The organism is Fodinicurvata sediminis DSM 21159, assembly GCF_000420625.1.
Classification (GTDB): domain Bacteria; phylum Pseudomonadota; class Alphaproteobacteria; order Kiloniellales; family DSM-21159; genus Fodinicurvata; species Fodinicurvata sediminis.
In genome coordinates, this window is sequence record NZ_ATVH01000013.1 from 13,524 (window position 1) to 40,195 (window position 26,672).

A 26,672-nucleotide genomic window follows, 5' to 3' on the forward strand; every position below is an offset into this window, starting at 1 on the left:
GGATTCATGAGCGGCGGGAAAGGTGATCGGATGGCGTCGAATCCCTACAATATCGGGCTGGATCGCAACCCCGCGAACCATCAGCCCCTGACGCCCCTGACCTTCCTGGAGCGCGCGGCCAGCGTCTTTCCGGATCACACGGCAATCGTCCACGGCGCCCTTCGGCGCGATTATGCCAGCTTCTACAGCCGGTCGCGCCAGCTTGCCTCTGCGCTGGCGCAGAAGGGATTCGGACGCGGTGATACCGTCTCCGCCCTGCTGGCAAACACGCCGGCCATGCTGGAATGCCACTACGGCGTCCCGATGTGCGGCGCTGTCCTGCACGCGATCAATAGCCGGCTCGATGCCGCCATCATCGCCTTCCAGCTCGATCATGCCCTGTCCAAGGTCGTCATCGTGGATCGCGAGTTCATGCCGCTGTTGCAGGAGGCCCTGGCGCTTGCCGAGGCGAAGCCACTGGTGATCCAGTACGAGGATCCCGAGTTCACCGGCCGTCAGTCAGATGACACCGGCAACCCCGCTGAGGCCCCTGATTCCCAAGCCTTCCCCGACTACGAAGCCTTCCTGGCGGCCGGCGACCCGGAGTTTGCCTGGCTCATGCCCGAGGACGAGTGGGATGCGATCTCGATCACCTATACCTCCGGCACCACCGGCGACCCCAAGGGTGTGGTCTCGCACCACCGCGGCGCCTATCTTCTGGCCCAGGGCAACGCACTGACAACCTCGATGGGCAGGCATGCCGTCTATCTCTGGACGCTGCCGATGTTCCATTGCAATGGCTGGTGCTTTCCCTGGACGCTCTCGGCGGTCTTCGGGACCCATGTCTGCCTGCGCCAGGTGCGCGCCGAACCAATCTGGAATGCCCTGGCCGACCAAGGCGTCACCCACCTCTGCGGGGCGCCAGTCGTCATGTCACTGATGGTCTCGGCTGCGGAGAGCCTCAAACGAAGCCTCGATCATCCCGTGCAGTTCCTCACCGCGGCCGCGCCCCCGCCCGAACGGCTTCTCACGGAGATGAAGACCGCCGGTTTCGATGTGGTCCACCTCTATGGCCTGACGGAAACCTACGGCCCGGCCGTCGTGAACGAATGGCATGAGGAGTGGGAGGACCTACCCGCCCCCGACCAGGCCCGGCTCAAGGCGCGCCAGGGCGTCCGCTACCTGCCCCTGGAGCAACTGGATATCCTGGATCCCGAAACCCTGCAGCCGGTGCCGCGCGACGGCCAGACCATGGGCGAGGTCATGTTCCGCGGCAATGTCGTGATGAAGGGCTACTTCCGCAATCCCGAAGCCACGGAGAAGGCCTTTGCGGGCGGCTGGTTCCACTCCGGTGATCTGGGCGTCATGCACCCGGATGGCTATATCCAGCTGAAGGACCGGTCCAAGGACATCATCATCTCGGGCGGGGAGAACATCTCCTCCATCGAGGTCGAGGAGGTGCTCTACCGGCACCAGGCCGTCGAGGTTGCCGCTGTCGTGGCCATGCCGCACGACAGATGGGGCGAAACACCCTGCGCCTTCGTTGAACTGACAGCCGGCGAACAGGCTGATGCCGAAACGCTCCGCGACTGGTGCCGCAGCCACCTGGCCCGCTACAAGGTGCCCGGCCGCTTCGTCTTCATGGCGATCCCGCGAACATCGACCGGAAAGATCCAGAAATTCGCCCTGCGCGAGCAGGCGCGAGAACTCGCAAGCCAGTGAAGCCCCTCCCCAGTTAAAGGGGTAGAGCCTAGAGCCCTATCTCTTCGGATCAAAAAATGTGGGATGGTGGAGCCGAGGGGAATCGAACCCCTGACCTCTACAATGCCATTGTAGCGCTCTCCCAACTGAGCTACGGCCCCATCTTTGGGATATGCCCGCCTATGCGGCGCGACGGGCTGGGAAACTAAGAGGCGTTCCGGGTCTTGGCAAGGGAAAAATCATGCCCGCACCGCCGGGCTGCCCTGCCGTGAAACGGCCCGGAATTCAGCCCTTGTCCTCATCGTCATCATCGCCGCCGACCTTGGCGATATCGTCCTCTTCGCCCAAGTCCGAGGCATCCTCGAGCGTGTCGTCCTCAACCTCGATGTCCAGGTCTTCGGACAGCTCGAGCTCGTCACTCGCCGGCTCGGGGGCCGGGGCTGCTGCCGGCGCTTCCTTTTCGGCCGCCTTGGCTCGACTGGCGCCCTTGCCGCGCTTGCCGCGCAGATGCGCCTCCGGGTCGAACTCGGTGCCGCAGGACGGGCAGACGATGGGTGTGCGAAGCATGTCGTAAAACTTCGTCCCGCAACTCTGGCACTGGTGTTTCGTGCCCCATTCCGGTTTGGCCACACCTACCTCCGTGACGTCTGGTAATCAGGTTGCGGGCATTTGCCATGCTCCCCGTGGCCTGTCAAACCCCTTCCTGCGGGAAAGCAGCATTTCCTCACCGCGCGATGCGGAGGGCTTGGGCTGCGCCTGCGGTCATGCTAAAGACCCGCGCGAGGCAATCCATCAACCGAACCGGATCCGAAAACGCGTGGCTTCGCTGACCGCTCATCCTTCTCAGGCCCTCGCCGGCCGCCTTCAGGTCCCCGGCGACAAGTCCATTTCCCACCGTGCTCTGATGCTGGGTGCCCTGGCCGTGGGACAGACCCGGATCACCGGCCTGCTGGAGGGCGAGGACGTTTTGAATACCGCCACCGCCATGCGTGCCCTGGGCGCCGAGGTCACCCGCCAGGAGGATGGCGTCTGGCAGGTCTGGGGCCGCGGCGTAGGCGGGCTGCGCGAGCCCGAGGATGTCCTGGACTTCGGCAACAGCGGCACGGGGGCACGTCTGGCCATGGGGCTGGTCGCCGGCCAGCCACTCAATGCCGTCTTTACCGGCGATGCCTCGCTGCGCCGGCGGCCCATGGCGCGCATCATGCGGCCACTGGAGGAAATGGGCGTCAGGTTCATGGCCCGCGAGGGCGGACGCCTGCCCCTGACGGTCAGCGGCCCCGAGACCCTGCGCCCGATCACCTATCGCCTGCCCGTGGCCTCGGCCCAGGTGAAGTCCGCCATCCTGCTGACGGGGATCGCCGCGCCCGGCAAGACCACGGTGATCGAACCCGAACCCACGCGCGACCACAGCGAGCGCATCCTCAGTCACTTTGGCGCCGAGATAGAGGTGAGTGATCGCGACGACGGCCGCCATGTCATCCTGACCGGCCAGCCCGAGCTCACGGCGGCGCCGGTCAATATCCCGGCCGACCCGTCCTCGGCCGCCTTCCCGCTGGTGGCCGCACTGCTGTTGCCGGGCTCGGAGATCACCCTGCCCGCTGTGGGCATGAATCCCCTGCGCACCGGCCTGCTCACCACCCTGCGCGAAATGGGCGCCGATCTGGTGGAGGAGAACACCCGCCAGGAGGCCGGCGAACCCGTGGCCGATCTGCGCATCCGCGCCGGCCGGCTGCAGGCCGTGACGGTTCCCGCGGCACGCACGCCCTCGATGATCGACGAATATCCCATCCTGGCCATCGCCGCCGCCTGCGCGGAGGGCGTCACCCACCTGGAGGGACTGGCCGAACTGCGCGTCAAGGAAAGCGACCGCCTGGCAGCCATGGCGCGTGGCCTGCAGGCCTGTGGCGTGAAGGTAGAAGAAGAACAGGACAGCCTGACCATCCACGGGGCCGGTGGTCCGCCGCCCGGTGGCGGCACCATCGAGGCCGACCTGGATCACCGCATCGCCATGTCCTTCCTGGTCATGGGGCTCTGCGCGCAACACCCCGTCACGGTGGACGATGCCGGCCCCATCAACACCTCCTTTCCCGGCTTCACCGAGGCCATGCGCGCCCTGGGCGCCGACTTGCGCCCCAGTGACAGCGCATGACTGGGCTGCGCGTGCAAGGCTGCTCCACAGCATGACAGGGAGACAGGACAGCGTGATCATCGCCATCGACGGACCGGCCGGCGCCGGCAAGGGCACACTGGCCCGCCGCCTGGCAGAGACCTTCGACTATGCTTACCTGGACACCGGGGCGATCTATCGTGCGGTGGCCGCGCGCCTGCTGGATGCCGGCGCCGCAGCCAGTGACACCGATGCCGCCCTGGAGGCGGCCCGCAACCTGGATCCGCGCGACCTGGAACGCAGCGACTTGCGCCGCGAGGCGGTCTCGAGCGCTGCATCGGAGGTTGCGGTCCAGCCGGCTGTCAGGCAGGCTCTGCTGGACTTCCAGCGCCACTTTGCCGCCAACCCGCCAGAGGGCAAGGCAGGTGCCGTCCTGGACGGCCGCGACGTCGGAACGGTCATCTGCCCGGACGCGGATGCCAAGCTTTTCCTGACCGCCAGCCCCGAGGCAAGGGCCGACCGACGGCATAAGGAGTTGCAGGAAAGCGGTGTGGAGTCTATATACGCGCGCGTCCTGGAAGATATAAAGGCCCGCGATGAAAGGGACAGCCGCCGTACGGCGGCGCCGCTCAAACCGGCCGAGGATGCCGTAGCACTGGATACGACGGCCCTGAACGCCGACGAGGTCTTCGCAGAAGCGCTGCGGATCATCGCGGAAACAACGGGAAGAACAGCCATCCAGCAACGATAAGCCCGAAAGATTTCGGGAAGACCGCCGGACCCAACCGGCAGGCCTGAACACTGAACCGAAAGGAACCACTATGGCCACCAACACTGCGGCACAGCCGCAAGAGAAAGAATCATTCGCCGCCCTGCTCGAGGAATCCCTCGGCGAGGTCGGCTCCCTGGAAGGCACGGTCCTGAAGGGGCGTGTCGTCAACATCGAAGGTGAAAGCGTCATCATCGATGTTGGCCTCAAGTCCGAAGGCCGCGTCGCGCTGCGCGAATTCGCCAAGGCCGGCGAAGACGCCGAGCTCAAGATCGGCGACGACGTCGAGGTCTATCTGGAGCGCATGGAGGACAAGAACGGCGAGTCCATGCTGAGCCGCGACAAGGCCCGCCGTGAGGAATCCTGGAACCACCTCGAGAAGGCCTTCGACGACAGCAAGCGCGTGACCGGCACGATCTTCGGCCGCGTCAAGGGCGGCTTCACCGTCGACCTCTCCGGCGCCGTGGCCTTCCTGCCCGGCAGCCAGGTCGACATCCGTCCGGTGCGCGACGTCACCCCGCTGATGCACACCCCGCAGCCCTTCCAGATTCTCAAGATGGACCGGGCACGCGGCAACATCGTCGTCTCGCGCCGTGCGGTGCTCGAGGAGGATCGCGCCGAGCAGCGCAGCGAGCTGATCGCCAACCTGCAGGAAGGCCAGATCCTGACCGGCGTCGTGAAGAACATCACCGACTACGGCGCCTTCGTGGACCTGGGCGGCGTCGACGGGCTGCTGCACGTCACGGACATCTCCTGGAAGCGCATCAATCACCCGACCGAGGCGCTTGCCATCGGCCAGCAGGTGCAGGTGCAGATCATCCGCTTCAATCCGGAGACCCAGCGCATCAGCCTGGGCATGAAGCAGCTGGAAGCCGACCCTTGGGAAGGCGTGGCCGCCAAGTATCCGGTCGGCGCCAAGTTCGAGGGCCGTGTCACCAACATCACCGACTACGGTGCCTTCGTGGAGCTGGAAGCCGGCATCGAGGGCCTGGTGCACGTCTCCGAGATGAGCTGGACCAAGAAGAACGTCCATCCGGGCAAGATCGTCTCCACTTCCCAGCAGGTGGAAGTGGTCGTCCTGGACGTCGACGAGGAAAAGCGCCGCATCTCGCTGGGCCTCAAGCAGGTCCAGGCCAATCCCTGGGAAGAGCTGCTGGAGAACTATCCGGTCGGCTCTGAAATGGAAGGCGAGATCAAGAACATCACCGAATTCGGTCTGTTCGTCGGCCTTCCGGGCGAAATCGACGGCATGGTCCACCTGTCCGATCTGGACTGGAACCGTCCGGGCGAGGAAGCCATCCAGGACTACGAGAAGGGCCAGGTCATCAAGGTCAAGCTGCTGGAAGTGGACGTCGAGAAGGAACGTATCTCGCTGGGCGTCAAGCAGCTTGAATCCGACCCCTTCGAGAGTGCCAGCGATGGCATCCGCAAGGGCAGCACGGTCACCGGCACGGTGACCGAGGTCAACGACAACGGTGTCGAACTCGAGCTGGCCGATGGGGCCACCGGCTTCATCCGCAAGGCGGAGCTATCCCGCGACCGCGCCGACCAGCGTCCCGACCGCTTCGCCGTTGGCGAAAAGGTCGATGCCAAGGTCACGACGGTCGACAAGAAGACCCGCCGCATCAACCTCTCGATCAAGCAGTTGCAGATCGCCGAGGAGAAGCAGGCCATGGCCGAGTACGGCTCCACCGAATCCGGAGCCAGCCTGGGCGAAATCCTGGGTGCGGCCCTCTCTCAGGCCAAGGCCGGGGCCGAAGACAGTTCGAAGACCGAAGACACCCCCAAGACGGACGAGGGTGAAGACGCAGACGAGGACGAGAAGAAGGACAGCTGAGGCTGGCCTTCATCCCGCCCGATAGCAAAGGGGCACGGACCTTGGGTTCGTGCCCCTTTTTTCATTCCGGAAGGGCCGATATCCACAGCCGGAACCCAGACGTCGAGCCGATTAACCGTCAATTGCCGGCGACATCCGAACCCGGACGAAAGCCCCCTGCCTCGACAAACTATCTACTTGTTATGCAAGGATATTCCTTGACCTCTTTTCAAGCCTCTGGCACCTTTTAACAGGAGCCTCGTAGGATTTCCATTTTTACGGGTATGCGGCACTCTGGCGTTACTGGGGGCGGAACGAAGCATGACAAAATCCGAGCTGATCCAACGCATAGCGGAGATGAATCCGCATCTCTATCATCGCGACGTCGAACGCATCGTCAGCACGATCTTCGAGGAAATTGCCGAGGCCCTCTCGCACGGAGATCGGGTCGAGCTGCGCGGGTTCGGTGCCTTTTCCACCAAGAAGCGCGATTCCCGAGTTGGACGGAATCCGCGCACGGGCGAGGCGGTCCAGGTCGAGGCCAAGTCCGTTCCCTATTTCAAGACCGGAAAGCAGTTGCGCGAGCGGCTGAACGAGTGATTGCGCGTCCTTCGAAACTCCGTGGGTGCGCATCCCAGAACAAGGTAGATTGACCGTGAAGCTTTTGAGCTGGATCATTTCCATCCCCCTGCTCGTCATAGGCGTCGTCTTTGCCGTGGTGAACCGGCAGAACGTGGATGTGCTGATCTGGCCCCTCGGCATTGAACTGCAGGCGCCCCTGTTCCTGGTCATCCTGATCGCGCTGTTCGTAGGCTTCCTGATCGGCGGGCTGCTGACCTGGTTTTCCGCACAGGCCGCACGCCGCCGCCAGAAACGCCGCCAGAACGAACAGATACGTTCGCTTGAACGCCAGCTCGAAGACCTGCGCCGCGGACGTGACAGCACCCCCGCCGGCAGTTCGCAGAAACTGTCCGCCTCGGACACCACCAACCGCTAGACAAGCTCGACTGGACTGGAAGGAGACATCCGCCCGATGCGCATGGTATCCGCGGAAGAGACGCGCAACAGCCTGGACTTCCCCGCGCTGGTCCGCACCTTGGAAGAGGCCTTTGCCGGCGATGCCGAAGTGCCGGTGCGCCATCATCACTCCATTCCCCGTCCGGGCGAGCAGGATGCGACCCTGCTGTTGATGCCGGCCTGGGACACGAACGGCCCCACCGGCATCAAGATCGTGCGCGTCACCCCGGGCAACGCCGAGCGCGGCCTGCCGGCCATCATGGGCGTCTATCTGCTGATGAACGAGGTCACGGGCGAACCGGAAGCCATGATCGACGGCCAGATGCTGACGGTGCGCCGAACCGCGGCGGCTTCGGGACTGGGGGCGCATTTCCTGGCCCGCAAGGACAGCAGCCGCCTGCTGATGGTTGGCACCGGGGCCCTGGCACCGCACCTGATCGAAGCCCATGCCAGTGTCCGCCCCATCCGGGAGGTCAGGATCTGGGGCCGGAATCCGGACAAGGCCGCGCGGCTGGCCGATGACCTGGGCAGCGATGAAATGAAGGTCGAAGCGGTCGAGGATCTGCAGACCGGCGTCGAATGGGCCGATGTCATCTCCTGCGCCACGCTCAGCCGTGAACCGCTCGTTCGCGGCGACTGGATGCAGCCGGGCCAGCACCTGGACCTGGTGGGCGCCTTCAAGCCGGACATGCGCGAGACCGACGATGCCGCCGTCAAGGGTTGCCGCATCTTCGTCGACACCCACGCGGGCGCGCTCAAGGAAGGCGGCGACCTCGTTCAGCCGCTGGAGGCCGGAACCATCAGCAAGTCCGATGTGGTTGCCGATCTCTTCGAACTGGCGCGGGGCGAATCGCCGGGCCGCCGTTCGGAGGATGAACGGACCCTCTTCAAGTCCGTGGGCACGGCCCTCGAGGACTATGCCGCCGCGCAACAGGTGCTGCAGCGCCTGGCCTGAAAAACCCGAGCGGCCAGGACAGGCCCTTTGACCTGTCCCGGTCCCCACAGCGAGACCCTGTCATGACGGACGGACTGGAGTCTGTTTTCATTGCCCTCGACACGGCGGATCCGCTTCGGGCGCGACAACTCGTGCGCACGCTGGGCCAGGGCCCGCGCACGGCGGGCTACAAGATCGGCAAGGAGTTCTTCACCGCGCATGGCCCGATCGGCACGCGTGAAGTCACCGACCAGTTCCCCCTGTTTCTGGACCTGAAGTTCCACGACATCCCCAACACCGTTGCGGGCGCCATACGCAGCAGCCTGCAACTGCGCCCATCCATCGTGAATGTCCACGCCTCGGGCGGCCCGGCCATGATGCGGGCTGCGGCCGAAGCGGCGCGCGAGGCAGCAGAACGGCAGGAAATGCCAACGCCCTGGGTCGTCGCAGTCACCGTTCTGACCAGCCTGGATGATCAAGACCTGCAGGCCGTGGGACAGACAGGTCCGGTTCTGGACCAGGTGGTCCGCCTGGCCAGGCTGGCCCAGGACTGCGGCCTGGACGGTGTGGTCTGCAGCCCGCGCGAGATCGGGGACCTGCGTCATCACTGCGGCCCCGATTTCCGCCTTGTGGTCCCGGGCATTCGTCCGGACTGGGCGGTCAGCGGCGACCAGAAGCGCACCCTGACCCCCCGTGAAGCCCTGGATGCCGGGGCCGACCGCCTGGTCATCGGACGCCCGATCACGGCGGCGCGCGATCCTCTGGAAGCCCTGCAGCGCCTTTCGGAGGACCTGGCCTGAAGGCCGCATCATCAGCACGTGCGCGGAAATGAATCGCCCCTTGCACTTTTTCCGTGACGCTGGCCCTGCGCGAAGAAATAGTTGACCCCATGGAAGAATTCGACTTCACCAGCCTGCCGGACCAGCGGCCCCTGCAGCCACTGGCCCTGGGCCAGGCCTTGCCGCAGGTCATTGCCCTGCTGAAGACGCACTGGCGCCAGCTGGCCGAGCTGGCCCTGCTGCCGATTCTGATCAGCTTTGGCCTCGCCGGCGCCTTCACCCTGATGGGACTGGGCGGCCCGGCCAGCTTCTTCATCCTGGGGGTGGATCTGTTCCTGTCGGTCTGGTTCTCGGTGGCCGTCTATCGCTACTGGTTCATCGCCGCGCCGGGCGGACGCCAGGATTACATTCCCACCTGGCGCGGCCGCGAACTGCGGTTCTTCTTCCGCGCCGTGGGCCTGTTCTTCATGATCTCCGGCGTCGTCGTCTTGTCTCTCATGGCCTTTGGCGGCTTTGCAGGGACCGCCAGCGGCTTGCCGGCGCTGGGACCGGGACTGGTCCTGGGCATCCTTGCCGGACTGGTGGTGGCGGTTGCCTTCTCGTTCGTTCTACCGGCGGCCGCGCTGGGAACGGGCTACAGCTACCTGCGCGCCGTGCAGGAGGCCAAGGGCATCCTGCTGCCCTTCTGCGGCCTGCTGCTGATCACCATCCTGCCGGTGGACCTGGGATTGAGCCTGATCAACTTCCTGCTGCTGTCCCTTGAACAGGGCGCCGGCCTGTCCATGCCGGGCATTGTCTTCGCGGCCGTGGCAAACTATGTCTCGCTGTCCGTAGCCGCCACCGTGCTCTCCGTGGTCTTTGCCCGGCGTACCGGTTGGGCGCTGCGTGTGGAGAGGAGCACGACATGAGCCGACCCGAGGTCAAGATCTGCGGAGTCAATTCGCCCGAGGCGGCCGATGCTGCGGCCCGCCATGGCGCGCGCTACGTCGGGCTGGTCTTCTATCCGCCCAGCCCCCGCTCCGTGGACAAGGCACAGGCTGCCTCGCTGGCCCACCGCCTGCCGGAAGGCCTGCTGAAGGTCGGCCTGTTCGTCGATCCGGACGACAGCCAGCTCGACGAGATCCTGCAGCAGGTGCCCCTGGACATGATCCAGCTGCACGGCGGCGAAACCCCCAAGCGTGTGGCGGAGATCCGCAGCCGTCACGGACGTACGGTGATGAAGGCCGTTAAGGTGGCACAGCACGCGGACCTGGAGCAGGTGGCCGGCTACGAGGCGGCCGCCGACATGATCCTCTTCGACGCCAAGGCCCCGAAATCCATGACCAATGCCTTGCCGGGCGGCAATGCGCTGGCCTTCGACTGGCGGCTGCTGTCCGGCCGGACGGGGCGACTGCCCTGGATGCTCTCGGGCGGCTTGAACCCCGACAACCTGGCGGAAGCCGTCTCCATCAGCCGGGCCCCAGCCGTCGATGTCTCCTCCGGCGTGGAGGACAGTCCCGGACAGAAGAACCCCGATCTCATCCGCAGATTTCTCGAGAAGGCACGCAGCCTCTAGAGCCGATCACGGCCGGAGAGAATCGCTCCGGCAGAATGTGGGACCGACAAGCTGCAAACCGCGGCTTCTGGCGTTGCGGCTGAGGGCGTAATGGGGCAGAGTGCAGGCCTATCTTCCGACCTTGTGTCGGCCGGACGGGACAGGGTCCCGGCTCGCTCTTGAACTCGTTTTACAGACAGTCAGAATGACCAAACCGCTCAACACCTACAGATCCGGGCCGGATGAATTTGGCCACTTCGGAAAATTCGGCGGGCGCTTCGTCGCCGAAACCCTCATGCCTTTGGTGCTCGAGGTTGAGCACGCCTATAACGAGGCGAGTGCCGATCCCGAATTCAAGCGCGAAATCGAATACTTCGCGCAGCATTACGTGGGCCGTCCCAGCCCACTTTACCATGCCGAGCGGCTGAGCGAGTACCTGGGCGGCGCGCGGATCTACTTCAAGCGCGACGAGCTCAATCATACCGGCGCGCACAAGATCAACAACACGCTGGGCCAGATCCTGCTGGCGCGGCGCATGGGAAAGACGCGCATCATCGCGGAAACCGGCGCCGGCCAGCACGGCGTGGCCACGGCAACGGTCTGCGCTCGCTTCAATCTGCCCTGTGTGGTCTACATGGGCGCCACCGACATGAAGCGGCAGGCGCCCAACGTCTTCCGCATGAAGCTGTTGGGTGCCGAGGTCATTCCCGTGGAAAGCGGCACCGGCACCCTGAAGGATGCCATGAACGAGGCCCTGCGCGACTGGGTCGCCAATGTGGACAGCACCTTCTATATCATCGGCACAGCGGCCGGTCCGCACCCCTATCCCGCCATGGTGCGTGATTTCCAGTCGGTCATCGGGCGCGAGGCGCGCGAGCAGATCCTGCAGGCCGAGGGACGCCTGCCGGATACCCTGGTGGCCTGCATCGGCGGCGGCTCCAACGCCATCGGCCTGTTCCATCCCTTCCTGGACGAACCGGACGTGAAGATGATCGGGGTCGAAGCCGCCGGACACGGCCTGGACAGCGGCGAGCACGCCGCTTCCCTCAACGGCGGCGAGCCCGGGGTGCTTCACGGCAACCGCACCTATCTGCTGCAGGACGACGATGGCCAGATCATCGACGCCTATTCCATTTCGGCCGGCCTCGACTATCCCGGAATCGGGCCAGAGCACTCCTGGCTGCATGAAAGCGGCCGGGTCGAATACGCCGCCGTCACCGACGACGAGGCGCTGGAGGCTTTCAAGCTCTGCACCGCCACGGAAGGCATCATCCCGGCCCTGGAGCCGAGCCATGCCCTGGCCCAGGTGATCAAGGTCGCCCCCGAGTTGCCGCGCAACCACCTGCTGGTGGTCAATCTCTGCGGACGCGGGGACAAGGATATCTTTGCCGTCGCCGAGAAGCTGGGGGTGGAACTGTGAGCACCGCGACCTCCGTCCAGATAGCCGAAAGCCGCGTCGACGCCCGCTTTGCCGAACTGAAGCAGGAAGGGCGCGCCGGGCTGGTCACCTTCATCACGGCCGGGGACCCCGACGCCGAAACCACCTATCAGCTTCTGCGGTCCCTGCCGGAAGCCGGCGCCGACCTGATCGAGGTCGGGATGCCGTTCTCTGATCCCATGGCGGACGGTCCGGCCATCCAGGCCAGTTCCCAGCGCGCGCTCAGGAACGGCATCACGCTGGCCAAGACACTTGAGATTGTGCGGCGCTTCCGGGCCGAGGACAGCAAGACACCGGTCATACTGATGGGTTACTACAACCCCATTCATCACATGGGTGTCGAGAAGTTCCTGACGCTGGCCAGCGAAGCCGGCGTCGATGGCCTGATCATCGTCGACCTGCCGCCGGAAGAGGACCGCGAACTCTGCCTGCCCGCCATACAGGCCGGCCTGCACTGGATTCGCCTGGCCACGCCGACCACCGATGACAAGCGTCTGCCCAAGGTGCTGGAGCACACCAGCGGCTTCCTCTACTACGTGTCCATCCTGGGCATAACCGGGACACGCGCCGCGGCAACCGAGGAAGTGGGCGCCGCCATCGAACGCATCAAACGCCACAGCAAGCTGCCCGTGGCCGTCGGTTTCGGCATCCGCACTCCGGAGCATGCCGCTGCCATCGGCAAGGTGGCGGATGCCGCTGTCGTGGGCTCGGCGATCGTCGAACGCATCGCCGAAAGCCTGGACGACAATGGCAAGGCCACAGCGGACCTGGTCGACAACGTCACGGAGCTGGTGCGCAATCTGCGAACGGGACTGGATCGATGAACTGGATCACGAACTATGTGCGCCCGAAACTTCAGGCGCTGGTTTCTTCCAAGAACGAGGTTCCCGACAACCTCTGGGAAAAGTGCCCGGCCTGCGAGCACATGATCTTCCACCGCGAGTTGGAGGAGCAGCTGCGCGTCTGCCCGAACTGCGGCCATCATATGCGCATAGGCCCCGCCACGCGCATGAATCTGCTGTTCGACGAGGGCAAGTACAGCCGCATCGATTTGCCGGATACCATCCAGGACCCCCTGAAGTTCCGTGACCGCGAGCGCTACAGCGAACGCCTGAAGAAGGCACGCTCCAAGACCGGACAGCAGGATGCCATCCAGGTGGCCCACGGCACCATTGGCGGCCAGAAGGCCGTGACGGCCATCTTCGACTTTTCCTTCATGGGGGGGTCCATGGGCGTGGCCGTGGGCGAAGGCCTGCTGGCGGCCGCGAAGCTGGCCGTTGAAAAGGACGCAGCACTCATCACCATTCCCTCCTCCGGCGGTGCGCGCATGCAGGAAGGCATTCTGTCCCTGATGCAGCTGCCGCGCAGCGTCATTGCGGTAGAGATGGTGAAGGAAAAGAACCTGCCCTACATCGTGCTCCTGACCGATCCGACGACGGGTGGTGTCTCGGCCTCCTTCGCCATGCTGGGCGACATTCAGATTGCCGAGCCCGGCGCCGTCATCGGCTTTGCCGGTGCCCGCGTCATCGAGGAGACGATCCGCGAAACCCTGCCGCCCGGATTCCAGCGGGCCGAATACCTGCTGGAGCACGGCATGCTGGACATGGTCGTGCCGCGCGGTGAGCTTCAGGAAACGCTGGGTCGTGTCCTGAAGCTGCTTCGCGAGCCCCTGTTGGGCGAGGCTCTGCCCGCGTCCGGCAAGGGCAAGAAAGCCGCTTCCAAGGCGGCTGCATCCGGCACCACCAAGTCCGGCAGCACTTCGGAGATGGATAAGGCCGCCGCAAAGGACGAGAAACCCTCCGAGAAGAAGGCGTCCAAGCCAGAGGCGGAGCGTGTCACAGAACAGTGACGCCGTCCTGGCGCGTCTGAATCGGCTGCATCCCAAGATCATCGATCTCTCGCTGGGCCGGGTAGAGAGTCTGCTCGCTGCGATCGGCCATCCCGAGCGGCAGCTTCCTCCCGTCGTCCATGTGGCCGGCACCAACGGCAAGGGCTCGGTCCTGGCCATGCTGCGCGGCATGCTGGAGGAAAGCGGTCGCGCCGTGCATGTCTACACCTCGCCGCACCTGGCGCGCTTCCATGAGCGCATCCGCCTGGCCGGCGAATTGATTTCCGAGCCCGAGCTTCTGGCGCTGCTCGAGGAATGCGAAGCCGCCAACGGCGAAGCGCCCATCACCTTCTTCGAGGTCACGACGGCTGCGGCCTTCCTGGCCTTCGCGCGCCGGCCGGCGGACATCCTGCTGCTGGAGGTGGGACTGGGCGGCCGCCTGGATGCCACCAATGTCATCGCGCGCCCGGAATTGACCCTCATCACCCCGATCTCCATGGATCACATGCAGTACCTGGGCGACAGCCTGGAGAAGATCGCCCGGGAAAAAGCCGGTATCCTGAAGTCCGGCGTACCGGCCATCATAGGCCTGCAGCCTCCCGAAGCCCTGCAGGCCATCCAGGAGAAAGCCCAGGAGGTCGGCGCACCACTCATCATCCAGGGACGCGACTTCGAGGTGGAGCGACAGGGCAACGAGATCCTCTTCCGCCAGTCCTCCGGCGAGACACGCTGGCCGCTGCCGGGCCTGCTCGGCCCACACCAGGTCCAGAATGCCGGCCTGGCCCTGGCCGCCGCCCAGAAGCTGGACAGCTTCCTGCCGGACCCCGCTTTTGTCGGCCAGGGACTGAGGAAAGCCAACTGGCCGGCCCGCCTGCAGCACCTGAGCGCAGGGACCCTGCCCGACACCCTGCCGCAGGGCTGGGAACTCTGGCTGGATGGGGGGCACAATGCCGCTGCCGGACAGGCTCTGGCCTGCGCCCTGAAGGACTGGCCCGAAAGCGCGGAAACCAAGCCCCTGGACCTGGTCTATGGCATGTTGAACAGCAAGACGGCCGCGGCCTTCCTGGACCCCCTGTCTCCTCTGGTCCGGCAGCTTCGCGCCGTGGAAATTCCGGGCGAACCCAATTCCCTGAGCGCCAACGAGGCGGCCCACCATGCCCGCGCCTGCGGCTTTCAAGCCGCACCGGCCGCAAGCCTCTCCCAGGCCCTGCAGGATCTGGTACACTGCAGTGCGCAACCGGGACGCATACTGATCTGCGGATCGCTCTACCTGGCCGGTGAAGTGCTCAGGCAGAACGAAGGGGAAAGGGTCTGATGCAGGCACGACGCAAATGGCTGGCCCTGGCGGGCTTCCTGGTCCTGACCCTTGCGGTCGGCCAGATCGGCAGCCTGCCCACGGGGGCCGCACTGGAAAGCTGGTATCCTGGTCTCGTGAAACCCGCCTTCACGCCGCCGGACCTGGCCTTTCCCATTGTCTGGACCCTGATCTACATCATGATGGCCGTAGCCGCCTGGCTGGTCTGGTGCCGGGGCGGCTGGCGCAGGAGCCGCGGCGCCCTGGGCCTCTGGGGCCTGCAGCTGGCGCTCAACCTGCTCTGGACCTTCCTGTTCTTTGGCATGCGCAGCCCGGGGTTGGCCTTGCTGGAGGCCATCGTTCTGCTGCTGGTGCTGGTTGCCACCCTGGTGGCCTTCGATCGTCACAGCCGGGCGGCGGCCTGGCTGCTCGTGCCCTACCTGCTCTGGACCGGCTATGCGATCGCTCTGACGTTCGAGATCTGGCGGCTGAACTGAGCCCGGCCCACAGGCCGTTTCAGGAAACCTGGCGGACGCTGTCCTGGTCCTCTCCCCCGGCGGACAGGGCCGCGTTCTCCTCACGCCCGATCAGCCCCTGGACACCATCCAGGGCTCCGGGTTTCAGCTCCAGCACCTGGAAACGCGGCGGGTCCACAGGACCCGGCAGGATCAGTCCATAGCTGACGGCAGGTTGGAAACCGAAGGGCACGTAATAGCCGGGGTCGCCCACGACAACGCAGATGCTGTACCCCTGTTTCCGTGCTTCCGTCAGGCTGTGATAGACCAGCCCCTTGCCGATCCCGCGGCCCTGCTGGGCCGGTTCCACGGCCAGCGGCCCCAGAAGGATCGCAGGCATCTGCGCGATGCGGATCGGCCAGTAGCGGATGGAGGCCAGCAGGCTGTCATCCTCATGCACGGCCACATAGGACAGCGTCTCGACAGGCCGTATGTCCTCACGCAGGCGATAGACCGTCTTGCCATGACGCTCGAGACCAAAGGTCCGGTCGAGCAGTGGATCGATCAGTGGGCCGTCTGAAGGCCGTTCGGGCATGAATTGATAGGTCATTTGAGGCAATCCGTTCGAAACTCTGAAGAAGACAGGGGCATGCCACAACGCGCACCACCTGGCGCCGCTGGGTCCCGCCGGTTGTTCACCGGCTCGCTCTTCGTCGTTCGAACGTACGTGTCATCTCGCTATCTTCTTGGCTTCCGTAACGGCGTGACTTTTCGTCATATAGCACGGTGTTTTTGCGGAATCCACCGAAAGGCGAACAGGACAGCCTTGCGTGCGGCACAGAAGCCTACTCTTTGCAGGCTTCCCGCAGAGCCTGGTCCCAACTCGGCTCCTTGCCGAAATGCTCCGCCAGGTAATCAATGAAGACCCGGACCTTGGGCGAAAGGTGGCGGCCGGCTGGATAGACGGCATGAACGGCCCCCAGCCCATCGTCCATCCAGTCCGGCAGGACCGGCACAAGCTGCCCGGTCTGCAGGTCCGCGCCGGCAATGAAGGTCGGCAGGTAGGCAATGCCCAGGCCGGCTACGGCGGCCGCCCGGATGGCCTCTCCATTGTTCAGGCGCAAGCGTCCGCTGACCCGGACCCGGCGTTCGCCGTCGGGACCGATCATGCGCCAACTGTCGCCCGAGGCCTGATAGCTATAAAGCAGGCAGGAATGTGCCGCCAGGGCTTCGGGACTCTGGGGCGCGCCCTGTTCCGCGATATAGCTTGGCGCCGCACAGAGCACGCGCCGGTTCGGGGCCAGTCGGCGGGCGATCAGGCTGGAATCCGACAGGACTCCGATCCGGATTGCCAGGTCATAGCCCTCTTCGACCAGGTCCACCGGGCGATCGTCAAAGGCGGCATCCAGATCGATCTCCGGATAGCGCTCCAGGAAGTCGGGCAGAAGGGGGGCCACCTGCAGGGTGCCGAAGGACATGGGCAGGTTGACGCGAAGCGTACCGCGCGGCGCGTCCGACAGCCGATGGACGGCCTGGTTGGCGGCCTCTGCCTCGTTGAGCATCCGCCGGCAGCCCTCGTAGTAGCTGCGGCCGGCCTCGGTCAGGGACAACTTGCGCGTGGTGCGATTCAGCAGCCGCGTCCCCAGCCCCTCCTCCAGGCGCGAGATCGTCTTGGACACGGCGGATTTGGAAAGATTGAGGTTGCGAGCCGCTGCGGAAAAGCTGCCGCTTTCGACCACATTCACGAAAACTGCCATGGAAGACAGGAAGTCAAACATTGCTCAAACCGCCTGTTGAATCGAAGCAAGTTTCTCCTGGAGAAACGATGAATTGAATTTTTACGCTCTTATCACACCTAGGGAAACAAACATATAATAAAGGCAGCCGTTCAAGACAGCGGCACGGGATTTCACCTCAACGCATGGAGACAGCAATGACCAAGGTCCTCGTTCTCTACTATTCAAGTTACGGCCACATCGAAACCATGGCCCAGGCGGTTGCCGAAGGGGTCAAGCAGGTGGACGGCGCCGACGTCAGCCTGAAGCGTGTTCCGGAACTGGTGCCGGAAGAGGTTCGCGAAAAATCGGGCTACAAGATCGATCAGGCCGGCGATGTCCTGCAGGATGTCAGCGAGTTGGAAAACTACGACGCGATCATTGTCGGCACACCCACACGCTTCGGCAACATGACCAGCCAGATGCGCAACCTCTGGGACCAAACCGGCGGGCTCTGGTTCAACGGTTCGCTGATCGGCAAGGTGGGCAGCGCCTTCACCTCCACCGCCAGCCAGCATGGCGGCCAGGAAACCACGCTGACTTCGATCCATACCACGCTCATACATCATGGCATGGTCATTGTTGGCGTACCTTACAGCCATTCCGGGCTGAACAACATGAAGGAAATCACTGGCGGCACACCTTACGGAGCCAGCACCATAACGGATGGCGACGGCAGCCGTCTGCCCAGCGAAAACGAACTGGACATCGCACGCTTTCAGGGCCGCCACGTAACCGAGATTGCCCAGAAGCTGCACGGCTGAACCAAGCCGGCTTACGAGGAGATGCGGTCATGATTGAGGCACGCCCTTTCGAGAAGCTGGGCCATTTCGAGACCACTTGGCTGGACGCGAACTATCACTTCAGCTTCGCGAACTATCATGATCCCTCCCGCATGGGGGTCGGTCCCCTGCGCGTCTGGAACGACGACACCGTCGCGCCGGGCCGGGGGTTCGACATGCACGGCCACCGCGACATGGAGATCATCACCTACGTCCGCGAAGGTGCGATCACTCACTAGGACCACCTGGGCAACGCGGAACGCACCGAGGCAGGCGATGTTCAGGTCATGTCCGCGGGAAAGGGCATCCTGCATGCCGAATACAACTACGAAGACAGGCCGACCACACTGTTCCAGATCTGGATCCTGCCGGACCAGGCCCGCCTGCGGCCGCGCTGGGAAACACGCAGTTTCCCGCGGGCGGAGCGGGCCGGCGAACTGGTGCCGCTGGCTTCGGGCCGCGGACATGCAGACGCCCTGGAAATCCATCAGGACGCCACCCTGTTCGGCAGCCTGTTGCAGGCCGGGCAGGAGCTGGAGATAACACTCGAACCCGACCGGCAGGCTTACATGGTCCTGGCCACGGGGCAGGTGGACGTCGAGGATGACACCGGGGATACAGTCGGGGGCCGCGAAACTCTGAAAGCCCGCGACGGGGCGGTCATTTCCGCAACTCCCCGGGTGAAACTCACGGCCCGGGAAGACAGAGAAGTGCTGCTGGCCGACCTGCCCACCGCACAGTAAGCGGCGCGGGACACGCCGGCGAACAAGGAAAGGAAAGACAATGGGACTGTTGATCGACGGTCAATGGCACGACAAGTGGTACGATACGGACAAGCATGGTGGCCGCTTCGAGCGTGATGCCAGTGCGTTCCGCAACTGGATCACTGCCGATGGCAGCCCCGGCCCGTCAGGTGAAGGCGGTTTCCAGGCCGAACCCGACCGCTATCACCTCTATGTTTCGCTGGCCTGTCCCTGGGCGCACCGCGTCCTGATTTTCCGCAAGCTGAAGAAACTCGAAGACCTGCTGCCCGTGTCCGTCGTGCACTGGTACATGGGCGAGAATGGCTGGGAGTTCCGTGAAGAGGACGGCGCAACGGGCGACCCGCTGTTCGACTTCGACTACCTGCACCAGCTCTATACCAAGGCCAAGCCGGATTACACCGGGCGCGTGACCGTTCCGACCCTCTGGGACAAGAAGAAGGGCACCATCGTCAGCAACGAATCGGCCGAGATCATCCGCATGCTGAATACGGCCTTCCAGGACTACACCGACGTCGATCACGACTTCTACCCGCCGGAGCTGCGCGAGGAAATCGACGCCGTGAACGCACGCGTCTACGACACTGTGAACAACGGCGTCTACAAGTCGGGCTTCGCCACCACGCAACAGGCCTACGAGGAAGCAGTGGTTCCGCTGTTCGAAAGCCTCGACTGGCTGGAAGAGCGCCTGTCGCGGAACCGCTACCTGGTGGGCGATCACCTGAGCGAGGCCGACTGGCGGCTGTTCACGACCCTGATCCGCTTCGACCCGGTCTATGTCGGCCACTTCAAGTGCAACCTGCACCGCATCGTGGATTATCCCAATCTCTGGGCCTACACCCGCGAACTCCACCAGATGCCCGGCGTGGCCGAGACGGTGGACCTGCACCACATCAAGCACCACTATTACGTCAGTCACGACATGATCAATCCCACCGGCGTGGTGCCCAAAGGCCCGGTCCTCGACTACACGACACCGCACGGGCGGGGTTGAGGGAACTGGCGCCCGCCCGGAAATTGACCGATGCGGGCAGGCCGCGATCTGCAGTAGGCTTACCTCAGATACAACCTGGAACAGGACGGGATCGTATTTGATGGCACTTACAGGAATAGGGAAAACCAGTCTACAGCTGGCCTGTGTGGCGTCCGTATTCCTCCTTGTGGGCTGCGGGAGCTCCGGGGGCTGGGCCGAAGATCGTGTGCCCTATGGCCACATGCCGCCGCCGGGCGAGTGCCGGATCTGGCACCCTGACCGGCCGGCGGGTCAACAGCCTCCTCCCGGGCCCTGCCACGAGATTCACGAGAACGTGCCTCCAGGCGCGTCGGTGATACGCGGTTGAAGGGCGAGAACGGCTGTCTGGCCCTTGCCCCCGCCGCTCCTTTGCGCCACCTTCTCTGCCATGCAGACGAAAGACGCTCCCCAGACCCCGCCGCCGCATCCGCGTCAGGTTGAAACATGGTTGTTCGACCTGGACAACACGCTCTATCCGGCTTCCTGCCGCCTGTTCGACCAGATCGATCGCCGCATGGGGCTGTTCATCGAGCAGCGCTTCGGCCTGTCCGCGGAAGAGGCGCGGCGCATGCAGAAGTCTTTCTTCCATTCCCACGGAACCACCCTGCGCGGCCTGATGACGGAGCACGCCATCACGCCGGACGACTATCTGGACTTCGTCCATGACATCGATCTGTCGGGACTGGAGGCCAACCCGCGGCTGGATGCCGCCCTCTCCGCCCTTCCGGGCCGCAAGGTGATCTTCACGAATGCCGATACCGGCCACGCCGAGCGGGTCCTGGAACGCCTGGCACTGACCCATCATTTCGAGGCCATTTTCGATATCCGGGCAGCAGATTTCGTGCCCAAGCCCGATGAAGGTCCCTATGACCAAATTCTGGATAACCACGGCCTGGCCGCCGAGCGCACCGTCTTCTTCGAGGACTCGGCCCGCAACTTGAAGCCCGCCCATGCCCGCGGCATGACCACCGTCTGGGTGCGGCACGAGGCCAACTGGAGCGCACCGCCCGATGATGGCGACTACATCCATCATCACACCGAGGACCTGGCCAGTTGGCTGGAAGCCCTGCAGAAGGACTGAACGCGACTCTCGAGCTGTCACGGAACCCCGCCGGAGCGATTGACTTGACCCGGGGCCTGCCGCATCTTCTGCCGCGCCCGATCAACCGGCCGCCTGGCCCAACCCGTGAGCAGAGACGTCAAGACAATGCAGACAGAAGACCTGAAGAGCGTCATCGAGAACGCCTGGGAAGAGCGCGACAAGATCAGCCCCAAGACCGAAGGCGTCGTCCGCGATGGCGTCGAACTGGCCCTGGAAGGCCTCGACAACGGCCGATTCCGGGTTGCAGAACGGCACGAGGACGGCGAATGGCATGTCAACCAGTGGCTGAAGAAGGCCGTGCTCCTGTCCTTTCGCCTGAACGACATGACCGTCATGCCGGGCGGCCCGCGTGACGTGAACCACGGCGAGGCGGTCTGGTTCGACAAGGTCCCCTCGAAGTTTGCCGGCTGGACCGAAGAGCATTTCCGCGAAGCGGGTTTCCGCGCCGTGCCGAATTGCACGGTGCGCCGCTCGGCCCACATTGCGCCGGACGTCGTGCTCATGCCCTCCTTCGTCAACCTGGGCGCCTATGTGGACAGCGGCACCATGGTGGACACCTGGGCCACCATCGGTTCCTGCGCCCAGATCGGGAAGAATTGCCACATCTCCGGCGGTGCCGGTATCGGCGGCGTGCTTGAGCCGCTGCAGGCCAACCCGGTGGTCATCGAGGACGGCGTCTTCATCGGCGCGCGCTCCGAAGTGGCCGAGGGCGTGATCGTGCGCGAGGGCTCGGTGCTCTCCATGGGCGTCTATCTCGGCGCATCCACGACCATCATCAATCGCGAAACCGGCGAGAAGTTCCGCGGCGAGGTCCCCTCCTATTCGGTGGTGGTGCCCGGCTCCATGCCCGGCAAGCCCCTGCCGGACGGCTCGCCCGGCCCAAGCCTCTACTGCGCCGTGATCGTCAAGCGCGTGGATGAAGGCACACGCGCGAAGACCTCGATCAACGAGTTGCTGCGCACCTGAGACAAGAGGCTGCCATGACGACCGGCGTCCTGGATCCCGTCGAACTGACCCAGCGGCTGATCCGCTGTCCCAGCGTGACACCTGCCGAGGGTGGCGCATTGGACCTGTTGCAGGCGGAGCTGGAAGCTCTGGGCTTCACCTGCCACCGCCTGGTCTTCTCCGAGGATGGGACGCCGGACGTCGACAACCTCTATGCCCGCCTGGGCACCGCGGCACCAAACATCTGCTTTGCCGGACACACCGACGTGGTGCCAACCGGCGATCCGGAGGCCTGGAGCTGCGATCCCTTCTCGGGCGAGCTGCGCGACGGCATGGTCTTCGGGCGCGGCGCCTCGGACATGAAGGGGGCGGTGGCCGCCTTCGTCGCCGCCGTATCGGCCTATCTGCGCGAACAGGGCGCGCCCACCGGCTCCCTCAGCCTGCTGATCACCGGCGACGAGGAAGGCCCCTCCATCAACGGCACCCGCAAGGTTCTCCAGTGGCTGGCCGAACAAGGCGAAAAGCTGGACGCCTGTCTGGTGGGCGAGCCCACCAACCCCGGTGAATTGGGGGACATGATCAAGATCGGCCGGCGCGGCAGCATGAGCGGCTGGCTAACCGTCCGCGGGGTTCAGGGGCACACCGCCTATCCGCACCTGGCGGACAACCCTGTCCATCGGCTGGTCACCATGCTCTCGGCCCTGACGGCCGCGCCTCTGGACCAGGGCAGCGAGCACTTCCAGGCCTCGACCCTCCAGGTCACCACCGTCGACGTCGGCAACCCGGCCACCAACGTCATTCCCGGCGAAGCAAGGGCAACCTTCAACATTCGCTTCAACGACCTGCACAGCGGGGCAGCGCTGGAGTCCTGGCTGCGCGAAACGCTCGACCGCGTGGGCGGGGACTATGACCTGCAGATCAAGCTGTCCGGGGAATCCTTCCTCTGTCCGCCGGGGCCCTTCAGCGAACTGATCGCCAACGCGGTCGAGGCGGAAACCGGTCGCCGGCCCGAGCTTTCCACGACCGGAGGCACCTCGGACGCGCGTTTCATCAAGGACTATTGCCAGGTTGCCGAGTTCGGCCTGGTCGGTCAGACCATGCACAAGATCGATGAACGCACACCGGCCGCGGACCTGGAGAACCTGGCACGCATCTACCACCGGATCCTGCAGGGTTACTTCACGTGAAGCCGCCGGCCCTGGGTGAAATCCTCCAGGCCCTCTACGGCAGTTGGCGCCTGGCACGGTTCGATCCGCAGGGCCTGTCCTTCCTGGGCAACAGCGCCACGGACTTCATCAAGTCCTTCTTCGCGGCCGTCATCGTCCTGCCCGTCTGGCTGATCCTGCTGCAACTGCATGTGCAGGAACTGGAGATCACCGCCGGCTGGCCCGCCATCCTGTCCATACAGCTGCCCGCCTATGTCATCTCCTGGACGCTCTATCCCGTGATCATGGATAGCCTCTGCCAGCAGCTTGACCGAGATGCGCACTATTTCCACTACATCACCGCCTTCAACTGGATCCGCGTGGTCCAGACCCTGGTCTTTGCCGCGGCCACTTTCGTGGGACTGCTGCTGCCCGGCAACCTGTCGGTCGGCCTGACCTTCGTCGTCCTGCTGGCCGTGCTGGTCTATCACGGCTTTGTGGCACGCCAGGCCCTGCAGGTGGGCTGGGGCACCGCCTCTGCCCTGGTTTTCCTGGATTTCTTCCTCGGAGTCGTCATCACCGTCTGGGCCGACAGCGCGCTGCTGAACTGATGCGCCTCAGCCGCGCCAGAAATGCGGTGTGAAGAGAATCAGGACGGTGAAAAGCTCCAGACGGCCGAGGATCATCCCGGCCGCCAGCATCCACTTCGCCGCATCGGGCAGGCTGGCGAAGGTCGAGGCCGGCCCGATGGTCTCCCCGAGGCCGGGGCCCACGTTCGAAATCGCAGTGGCCGCACCCGACAGCGACGTAATGAAGTCCAGACCTGTCCAGCCCAGCACCGCCGCTAGAACGGCAAAGCTGGCGATATAGAGGAAAAAGAAGCTCATGACCGACAGGGAGACCTGCTCGGTGATGGGCTGTCCGTTGTAGCGGGCAATGAAGATGCCGTTGGGCTGCATCAGGCGTTTCAACTGGGTGCGGGCCGTGGCAGAGAGGATCTGGAAACGGAAGACCTTGATGCCGCAGGATGTGGAGCCGGCACAGCCGCCGATGAACATCAGCAGGAAGAACACGGCCAGGGCGAATCCGCCCCACAGATCGAAAGCCGCCGTCGCATAGCCTGTGCCGGTCATGATCGATATGGCGTTGAAGGTGGTAAAGCGCAGGGCTTCCAGGGGCGCCAGGCCCGATTCCAGGAACAGATAGGCCGCAAGCGACAGGATGGAGACCGCCATGATCCCCAGCATGGTGCGGACCTGCGAGTCGTGCAGCAAAGTCGACAGGTTGCCGTGCATCGCCCGAACGTAAAGCACGAAGGGAATGCTGCCCAGAATCATGGCGCCGCTGACAGCATAGTCCAGGGCGGCCGAATCGTAATGGCCTATGGAGTCGTCATGGGTGGAATAGCCGCCTGTGGCGATCGAGGTGAAGGCATGCGCTATGGAGTCGAACCCGCTCATGCCCAGAAACCAGTAGACCAGTGCCGCCAGCAGCGTGAAGCCCATGTAGATCAGCAGGATTTCGCCCGCGATCTGGGCGGCGCGCGGCAGGACCTTGTCGGTGTCGAAGGCTTCGATGCGGAAGAGCTGCATACCGCCCACCCGCAACATCGGCAGAATCGAGATGGCCGTGACAATGATACCGATACCCCCCAGCCATTGCAGCAGGGCGCGCCAGATCAGGATGCCGCGTGACGTCTCATCCAGGCCGCTCATCACCGTGGCACCGGTGGTCGTGATTCCCGACATGGATTCAAAGAAGGCGTCAGTATAGCTGAGCCCTGCGGAGGTAAAGGTAAACGGCAGGGCGCCGAAGATCGCGATCACGAGCCAGATCATGGTGGTCATCAGGAAGGCCTGGCGCAGCCCCATTTCCCGCCAGTTGCTGCGCGTGGTCAGGATCAGGCTTATGCCGACGAAAAGCGTGAGCGCCGAGGTCGCTGCGAAGACCTGCCAGTCGGGACTGCCATCGCCCAGGTCCACCAGAGCCGGCAGAATCATGGCCAGGGCCAGGACGGAAAGGATCAGGCCGTTGACGAAGAATACCGGCCGCAGGTCAAGCATGCGCTATCCTGAAGACAAACCGCAAAGAACACTCGCCGGCATCGTAAGCCGCTCGCCACGAATTGTCAGCCTGGAATGGAATCGGGATTCAACCGGAATGGGTCCGGGGCAGACCGACCAGCGACAGGAACTCGCGCCGGGTGTCCGTGTTGTTCCGAAAGGCCCCCAGCATGCGGCTGGTCACCATGCCCACGCCGGGCTTGTGCACGCCGCGTGTGGTCATGCACTGGTGCTCGGCCTCGACCACAACGGCCACACCGCGTGGTTCCAACACATCCTGGATGATGTTGGCGATCTGAGCCGTCATCTTCTCCTGGATCTGCAGGCGCTTGGCATAGGCCTCGACCACGCGGGCCAGCTTGCTGATTCCCACGACGCGGCGCTTGGGCAGATAGGCCACGTGCGCCCGGCCGATGATCGGCACCATGTGGTGCTCGCAATGGGACTCGAAATCGATGTCCTTCAACAGGACCATCTCGTCATACCCATCGGTCTCCTCGAAGGTGCGGCCCAGGATTTCCATGGGATCCAGCTCGTAGCCCGAGAAGAACTCCTCATAGGAGCGCACCACCCTTTGCGGGGTGTCCTTCAGGCCTTCACGTGCAGGATCATCCCCGGCCCAGCGGATCAGGGTTTCCACCGCCTTCTCCGCCTCTGCACGCGTGGGACGGCTGGGTGTGACGGTCAAATCGCCATCGGCTTCCTTGACCCGGGAAATCTGGCTGCTGTTCACGCACTCACTCCTTGGCACAGCATGGAACCTGCCCTTGTATACTTCTAGTGGCAGGCTGGACGGATATCTGGTTCAGATACGCCGGATATACGCACAGAAACGCTGAAAGGATTACAGGCTTTTGGAGAGGGCAAGTCAATTGACCTGCATCTGCTCATAGGGACTGTCCAGGGAAAAGGCCGGAATCGCGACCTCGAACCGCTCGCCGTCCCGGGTCACCATTTCATAGCTGCCGACCATGATGCCACTGGGCGTGGCCAGGGGCGCGCCGCTGGTATACTCGTAGCTGGCGTCCGGCTCGAGAACCGGCTGTTCTCCCACCACACCGGGGCCGCGCACCTCCTCGACATGACCGTTGGCATCGGTGATCTGCCAATAGCGGTTCAGCAGTTGCACCGTCTCCGTGCCCTCGTTGCTGATGGTCACGTGATAGGCCCAGACATAGTGGTTCTGGTCCGGGGCCGACTGCTCCTCGATGAAATGTGGCGTGACGGAAACCGTGATGGTACCTGTCGTCTGGCTGTACATGGCTATCGCTTCCATTGCTCGGCATCGCTTTGCCACAGGCATGACCTTTCATGCCTGTTTGCGCAAGTGGGCATCTGATACGGCAGAATGAAGGGGGTGTGCTGCACCACCCGTCAACACCGCTCTATCGTTGCCTTTCGCCCAATCTTGTTGTAGCTCTTCCAAGATGGTGCGC

The 26,672-nt window shown here is 64.3% G+C and carries 28 protein-coding genes, 1 tRNA gene and 1 pseudogene; 23 read left to right on the top strand and 7 right to left on the bottom strand.

Annotated elements, in window-relative coordinates; translation table 11 throughout:
• Positions 1-6: 6 nt before the first annotated feature.
• The gene (locus G502_RS0105050; protein WP_322098852.1) at positions 7-1,701 is read left to right on the top strand and encodes an acyl-CoA synthetase; all 1,695 of its coding nucleotides are present in this window, start codon (positions 7-9) and stop codon (positions 1,699-1,701) included.
• 64 nt (positions 1,702-1,765) lie between these two features.
• Here the strand turns inward: G502_RS0105050 and G502_RS0105055 are convergent.
• Together G502_RS0105055 and G502_RS0105060 are read right to left on the bottom strand one after the other, a co-directional pair.
• Positions 1,766-1,841: transfer RNA gene (locus G502_RS0105055), tRNA-Ala, on the bottom strand.
• Positions 1,842-1,965: 124 nt separating this feature from the next.
• Positions 1,966-2,310 carry a TIGR02300 family protein gene (locus G502_RS0105060; RefSeq protein WP_022727574.1) on the bottom strand — a complete coding sequence of 115 codons (345 nt, stop codon included), beginning with the start codon at positions 2,308-2,310 and terminating at the stop codon, positions 1,966-1,968.
• 187 nt (positions 2,311-2,497) lie between these two features.
• Between G502_RS0105060 and aroA the strand changes: the two genes are divergently transcribed.
• The 14 genes from aroA to G502_RS0105130 all read left to right on the top strand — a co-directional run bounded on the left by aroA (position 2,498) and on the right by G502_RS0105130 (position 15,693).
• Positions 2,498-3,829 carry a 3-phosphoshikimate 1-carboxyvinyltransferase gene (gene aroA, locus G502_RS0105065; protein WP_022727575.1) on the top strand — a complete coding sequence of 444 codons (1,332 nt, stop codon included), beginning with the start codon at positions 2,498-2,500 and terminating at the stop codon, positions 3,827-3,829.
• Positions 3,830-3,860: 31 nt separating this feature from the next.
• Positions 3,861-4,538 (top strand): (d)CMP kinase, encoded by a 678-nt coding sequence (cmk, locus tag G502_RS0105070; protein WP_022727576.1) that lies wholly within the window; start codon positions 3,861-3,863, stop codon positions 4,536-4,538.
• Between the two features lie 43 nt (positions 4,539-4,581).
• Positions 4,582-6,393, top strand: a complete 1,812-nt coding sequence (rpsA, locus tag G502_RS18715; RefSeq protein WP_281170020.1) for a 30S ribosomal protein S1 — start codon at positions 4,582-4,584, stop codon at positions 6,391-6,393.
• Positions 6,394-6,693: 300 nt separating this feature from the next.
• Complete coding sequence (ihfB, locus tag G502_RS0105080; protein ID WP_022727578.1) at positions 6,694-6,972, top strand: integration host factor subunit beta; 279 nt, start codon at positions 6,694-6,696, stop codon at positions 6,970-6,972.
• A gap of 55 nt (positions 6,973-7,027) precedes the next feature.
• Positions 7,028-7,369 (top strand): LapA family protein, encoded by a 342-nt coding sequence (locus G502_RS18720; protein WP_162140947.1) that lies wholly within the window; start codon positions 7,028-7,030, stop codon positions 7,367-7,369.
• Positions 7,370-7,405: 36 nt separating this feature from the next.
• Complete coding sequence (gene lhpI, locus G502_RS0105090) at positions 7,406-8,344, top strand: bifunctional Delta(1)-pyrroline-2-carboxylate/Delta(1)-piperideine-2-carboxylate reductase (protein ID WP_022727580.1); 939 nt, start codon at positions 7,406-7,408, stop codon at positions 8,342-8,344.
• Positions 8,345-8,406: 62 nt separating this feature from the next.
• Positions 8,407-9,123, top strand: coding sequence for an orotidine-5'-phosphate decarboxylase (gene pyrF, locus G502_RS0105095; RefSeq protein WP_022727581.1), 717 nt, complete (start codon positions 8,407-8,409; stop codon positions 9,121-9,123).
• 89 nt (positions 9,124-9,212) lie between these two features.
• Positions 9,213-10,010 (top strand): hypothetical protein, encoded by a 798-nt coding sequence (locus G502_RS0105100; protein WP_155957798.1) that lies wholly within the window; start codon positions 9,213-9,215, stop codon positions 10,008-10,010.
• Complete coding sequence (locus tag G502_RS0105105; protein ID WP_022727583.1) at positions 10,007-10,657, top strand: phosphoribosylanthranilate isomerase; 651 nt, start codon at positions 10,007-10,009, stop codon at positions 10,655-10,657. The genes G502_RS0105100 and G502_RS0105105 overlap by 4 nt, the downstream gene beginning before the upstream one ends.
• A 184-nt stretch (positions 10,658-10,841) precedes the next feature.
• A complete protein-coding gene (gene trpB / locus G502_RS0105110) occupies positions 10,842-12,056 on the top strand; it encodes a tryptophan synthase subunit beta (protein WP_022727584.1) in 1,215 nt (404 codons plus the stop codon).
• Positions 12,053-12,898: a tryptophan synthase subunit alpha gene (trpA, locus tag G502_RS0105115; protein ID WP_022727585.1), complete on the top strand. Its 846-nt coding sequence runs from the start codon at positions 12,053-12,055 to the stop codon at positions 12,896-12,898. Before trpB ends, trpA begins: the two co-directional genes overlap by 4 nt.
• Complete coding sequence (gene accD, locus G502_RS0105120) at positions 12,895-13,923, top strand: acetyl-CoA carboxylase, carboxyltransferase subunit beta (protein ID WP_022727586.1); 1,029 nt, start codon at positions 12,895-12,897, stop codon at positions 13,921-13,923. Before trpA ends, accD begins: the two co-directional genes overlap by 4 nt.
• Entirely contained in the window at positions 13,907-15,217 is a 1,311-nt protein-coding gene (locus G502_RS0105125) for a bifunctional folylpolyglutamate synthase/dihydrofolate synthase (protein ID WP_022727587.1), read from the top strand. Before accD ends, G502_RS0105125 begins: the two co-directional genes overlap by 17 nt.
• A complete protein-coding gene (locus G502_RS0105130; protein ID WP_022727588.1) occupies positions 15,217-15,693 on the top strand; it encodes a TspO/MBR family protein in 477 nt (158 codons plus the stop codon). Before G502_RS0105125 ends, G502_RS0105130 begins: the two co-directional genes overlap by 1 nt.
• Positions 15,694-15,712: 19 nt before the next feature.
• Here G502_RS0105130 and G502_RS0105135 read toward each other — a convergent pair whose 3' ends face one another.
• Together G502_RS0105135 and G502_RS0105140 are read right to left on the bottom strand one after the other, a co-directional pair.
• Complete coding sequence (locus G502_RS0105135; protein WP_022727589.1) at positions 15,713-16,261, bottom strand: GNAT family N-acetyltransferase; 549 nt, start codon at positions 16,259-16,261, stop codon at positions 15,713-15,715.
• Between the two features lie 235 nt (positions 16,262-16,496).
• On the bottom strand, positions 16,497-17,429 hold the full coding sequence (locus G502_RS0105140; RefSeq protein ID WP_022727590.1) for a LysR family transcriptional regulator: 933 nt from the start codon (positions 17,427-17,429) through the stop codon (positions 16,497-16,499).
• 155 nt (positions 17,430-17,584) lie between these two features.
• Here G502_RS0105140 and wrbA point away from each other — a divergent pair, with 155 nt between their 5' ends.
• The 8 genes and pseudogenes from wrbA to G502_RS0105175 all read left to right on the top strand — a co-directional run bounded on the left by wrbA (position 17,585) and on the right by G502_RS0105175 (position 23,784).
• Positions 17,585-18,190 carry an NAD(P)H:quinone oxidoreductase gene (gene wrbA / locus G502_RS0105145; RefSeq protein ID WP_026989090.1) on the top strand — a complete coding sequence of 202 codons (606 nt, stop codon included), beginning with the start codon at positions 17,585-17,587 and terminating at the stop codon, positions 18,188-18,190.
• Positions 18,191-18,219: 29 nt separating this feature from the next.
• Positions 18,220-18,561 (top strand): annotated as a pseudogene (locus G502_RS22925) (pirin family protein); the annotation flags it as partial.
• A gap of 87 nt (positions 18,562-18,648) precedes the next feature.
• Positions 18,649-18,951, top strand: a complete 303-nt coding sequence (locus tag G502_RS22930; protein ID WP_437123810.1) for a pirin family protein — start codon at positions 18,649-18,651, stop codon at positions 18,949-18,951.
• Between the two features lie 40 nt (positions 18,952-18,991).
• Positions 18,992-19,963: a glutathione S-transferase family protein gene (locus G502_RS0105155; protein WP_022727592.1), complete on the top strand. Its 972-nt coding sequence runs from the start codon at positions 18,992-18,994 to the stop codon at positions 19,961-19,963.
• Positions 19,964-20,369: 406 nt separating this feature from the next.
• The gene (locus G502_RS18730) at positions 20,370-21,062 is read left to right on the top strand and encodes a pyrimidine 5'-nucleotidase (RefSeq protein ID WP_051152072.1); all 693 of its coding nucleotides are present in this window, start codon (positions 20,370-20,372) and stop codon (positions 21,060-21,062) included.
• Between the two features lie 126 nt (positions 21,063-21,188).
• The gene (gene dapD, locus G502_RS0105165; RefSeq protein WP_022727594.1) at positions 21,189-22,049 is read left to right on the top strand and encodes a 2,3,4,5-tetrahydropyridine-2,6-dicarboxylate N-succinyltransferase; all 861 of its coding nucleotides are present in this window, start codon (positions 21,189-21,191) and stop codon (positions 22,047-22,049) included.
• Between the two features lie 14 nt (positions 22,050-22,063).
• Positions 22,064-23,215, top strand: a complete 1,152-nt coding sequence (gene dapE, locus G502_RS0105170) for a succinyl-diaminopimelate desuccinylase (RefSeq protein WP_022727595.1) — start codon at positions 22,064-22,066, stop codon at positions 23,213-23,215.
• Positions 23,212-23,784 carry a hypothetical protein gene (locus tag G502_RS0105175; RefSeq protein WP_022727596.1) on the top strand — a complete coding sequence of 191 codons (573 nt, stop codon included), beginning with the start codon at positions 23,212-23,214 and terminating at the stop codon, positions 23,782-23,784. Before dapE ends, G502_RS0105175 begins: the two co-directional genes overlap by 4 nt.
• Positions 23,785-23,790: 6 nt before the next feature.
• Here the strand turns inward: G502_RS0105175 and G502_RS0105180 are convergent, their stop codons facing one another.
• From G502_RS0105180 to apaG, 3 genes are all read right to left on the bottom strand, one after another.
• Positions 23,791-25,236 (bottom strand): TrkH family potassium uptake protein, encoded by a 1,446-nt coding sequence (locus tag G502_RS0105180; protein ID WP_022727597.1) that lies wholly within the window; start codon positions 25,234-25,236, stop codon positions 23,791-23,793.
• A gap of 88 nt (positions 25,237-25,324) precedes the next feature.
• Positions 25,325-25,954, bottom strand: coding sequence for a GTP cyclohydrolase I FolE (folE, locus tag G502_RS0105185; RefSeq protein ID WP_169513649.1), 630 nt, complete (start codon positions 25,952-25,954; stop codon positions 25,325-25,327).
• Between the two features lie 150 nt (positions 25,955-26,104).
• Positions 26,105-26,497 carry a Co2+/Mg2+ efflux facilitator ApaG/CorD gene (gene apaG, locus G502_RS0105190; RefSeq protein ID WP_026989092.1) on the bottom strand — a complete coding sequence of 131 codons (393 nt, stop codon included), beginning with the start codon at positions 26,495-26,497 and terminating at the stop codon, positions 26,105-26,107.
• Between the last annotated feature and the right edge of the window lie 175 nt (positions 26,498-26,672).

Excerpts from the sequence above, each read along its gene's own strand:
- G502_RS0105155 (WP_022727592.1), top strand. The coding sequence starts at position 18,992 with ATGGGACTGTTGATCGACGGTCAATGGCACGACAAGTGGTACGATACG.
- G502_RS0105135 (WP_022727589.1), bottom strand. The coding sequence starts at position 16,261 with ATGACCTATCAATTCATGCCCGAACGGCCTTCAGACGGCCCACTGATC.
- ihfB (WP_022727578.1), top strand. The coding sequence starts at position 6,694 with ATGACAAAATCCGAGCTGATCCAACGCATAGCGGAGATGAATCCGCAT.
- wrbA (WP_026989090.1), top strand. The coding sequence starts at position 17,585 with ATGACCAAGGTCCTCGTTCTCTACTATTCAAGTTACGGCCACATCGAA.
- dapD (WP_022727594.1), top strand. The coding sequence starts at position 21,189 with ATGCAGACAGAAGACCTGAAGAGCGTCATCGAGAACGCCTGGGAAGAG.
- G502_RS0105130 (WP_022727588.1), top strand. The coding sequence starts at position 15,217 with ATGCAGGCACGACGCAAATGGCTGGCCCTGGCGGGCTTCCTGGTCCTG.
- dapE (WP_022727595.1), top strand. The coding sequence starts at position 22,064 with ATGACGACCGGCGTCCTGGATCCCGTCGAACTGACCCAGCGGCTGATC.
- accD (WP_022727586.1), top strand. The coding sequence starts at position 12,895 with ATGAACTGGATCACGAACTATGTGCGCCCGAAACTTCAGGCGCTGGTT.
- cmk (WP_022727576.1), top strand. The coding sequence starts at position 3,861 with ATGACAGGGAGACAGGACAGCGTGATCATCGCCATCGACGGACCGGCC.
- G502_RS0105050 (WP_322098852.1), top strand. The coding sequence starts at position 7 with ATGAGCGGCGGGAAAGGTGATCGGATGGCGTCGAATCCCTACAATATC.
- G502_RS0105100 (WP_155957798.1), top strand. The coding sequence starts at position 9,213 with ATGGAAGAATTCGACTTCACCAGCCTGCCGGACCAGCGGCCCCTGCAG.
- pyrF (WP_022727581.1), top strand. The coding sequence starts at position 8,407 with ATGACGGACGGACTGGAGTCTGTTTTCATTGCCCTCGACACGGCGGAT.
- G502_RS0105105 (WP_022727583.1), top strand. The coding sequence starts at position 10,007 with ATGAGCCGACCCGAGGTCAAGATCTGCGGAGTCAATTCGCCCGAGGCG.
- apaG (WP_026989092.1), bottom strand. The coding sequence starts at position 26,497 with ATGTACAGCCAGACGACAGGTACCATCACGGTTTCCGTCACGCCACAT.
- G502_RS0105140 (WP_022727590.1), bottom strand. The coding sequence starts at position 17,429 with ATGTTTGACTTCCTGTCTTCCATGGCAGTTTTCGTGAATGTGGTCGAA.
- trpB (WP_022727584.1), top strand. The coding sequence starts at position 10,842 with ATGACCAAACCGCTCAACACCTACAGATCCGGGCCGGATGAATTTGGC.
- lhpI (WP_022727580.1), top strand. The coding sequence starts at position 7,406 with ATGCGCATGGTATCCGCGGAAGAGACGCGCAACAGCCTGGACTTCCCC.
- G502_RS0105180 (WP_022727597.1), bottom strand. The coding sequence starts at position 25,236 with ATGCTTGACCTGCGGCCGGTATTCTTCGTCAACGGCCTGATCCTTTCC.
- G502_RS18730 (WP_051152072.1), top strand. The coding sequence starts at position 20,370 with ATGCAGACGAAAGACGCTCCCCAGACCCCGCCGCCGCATCCGCGTCAG.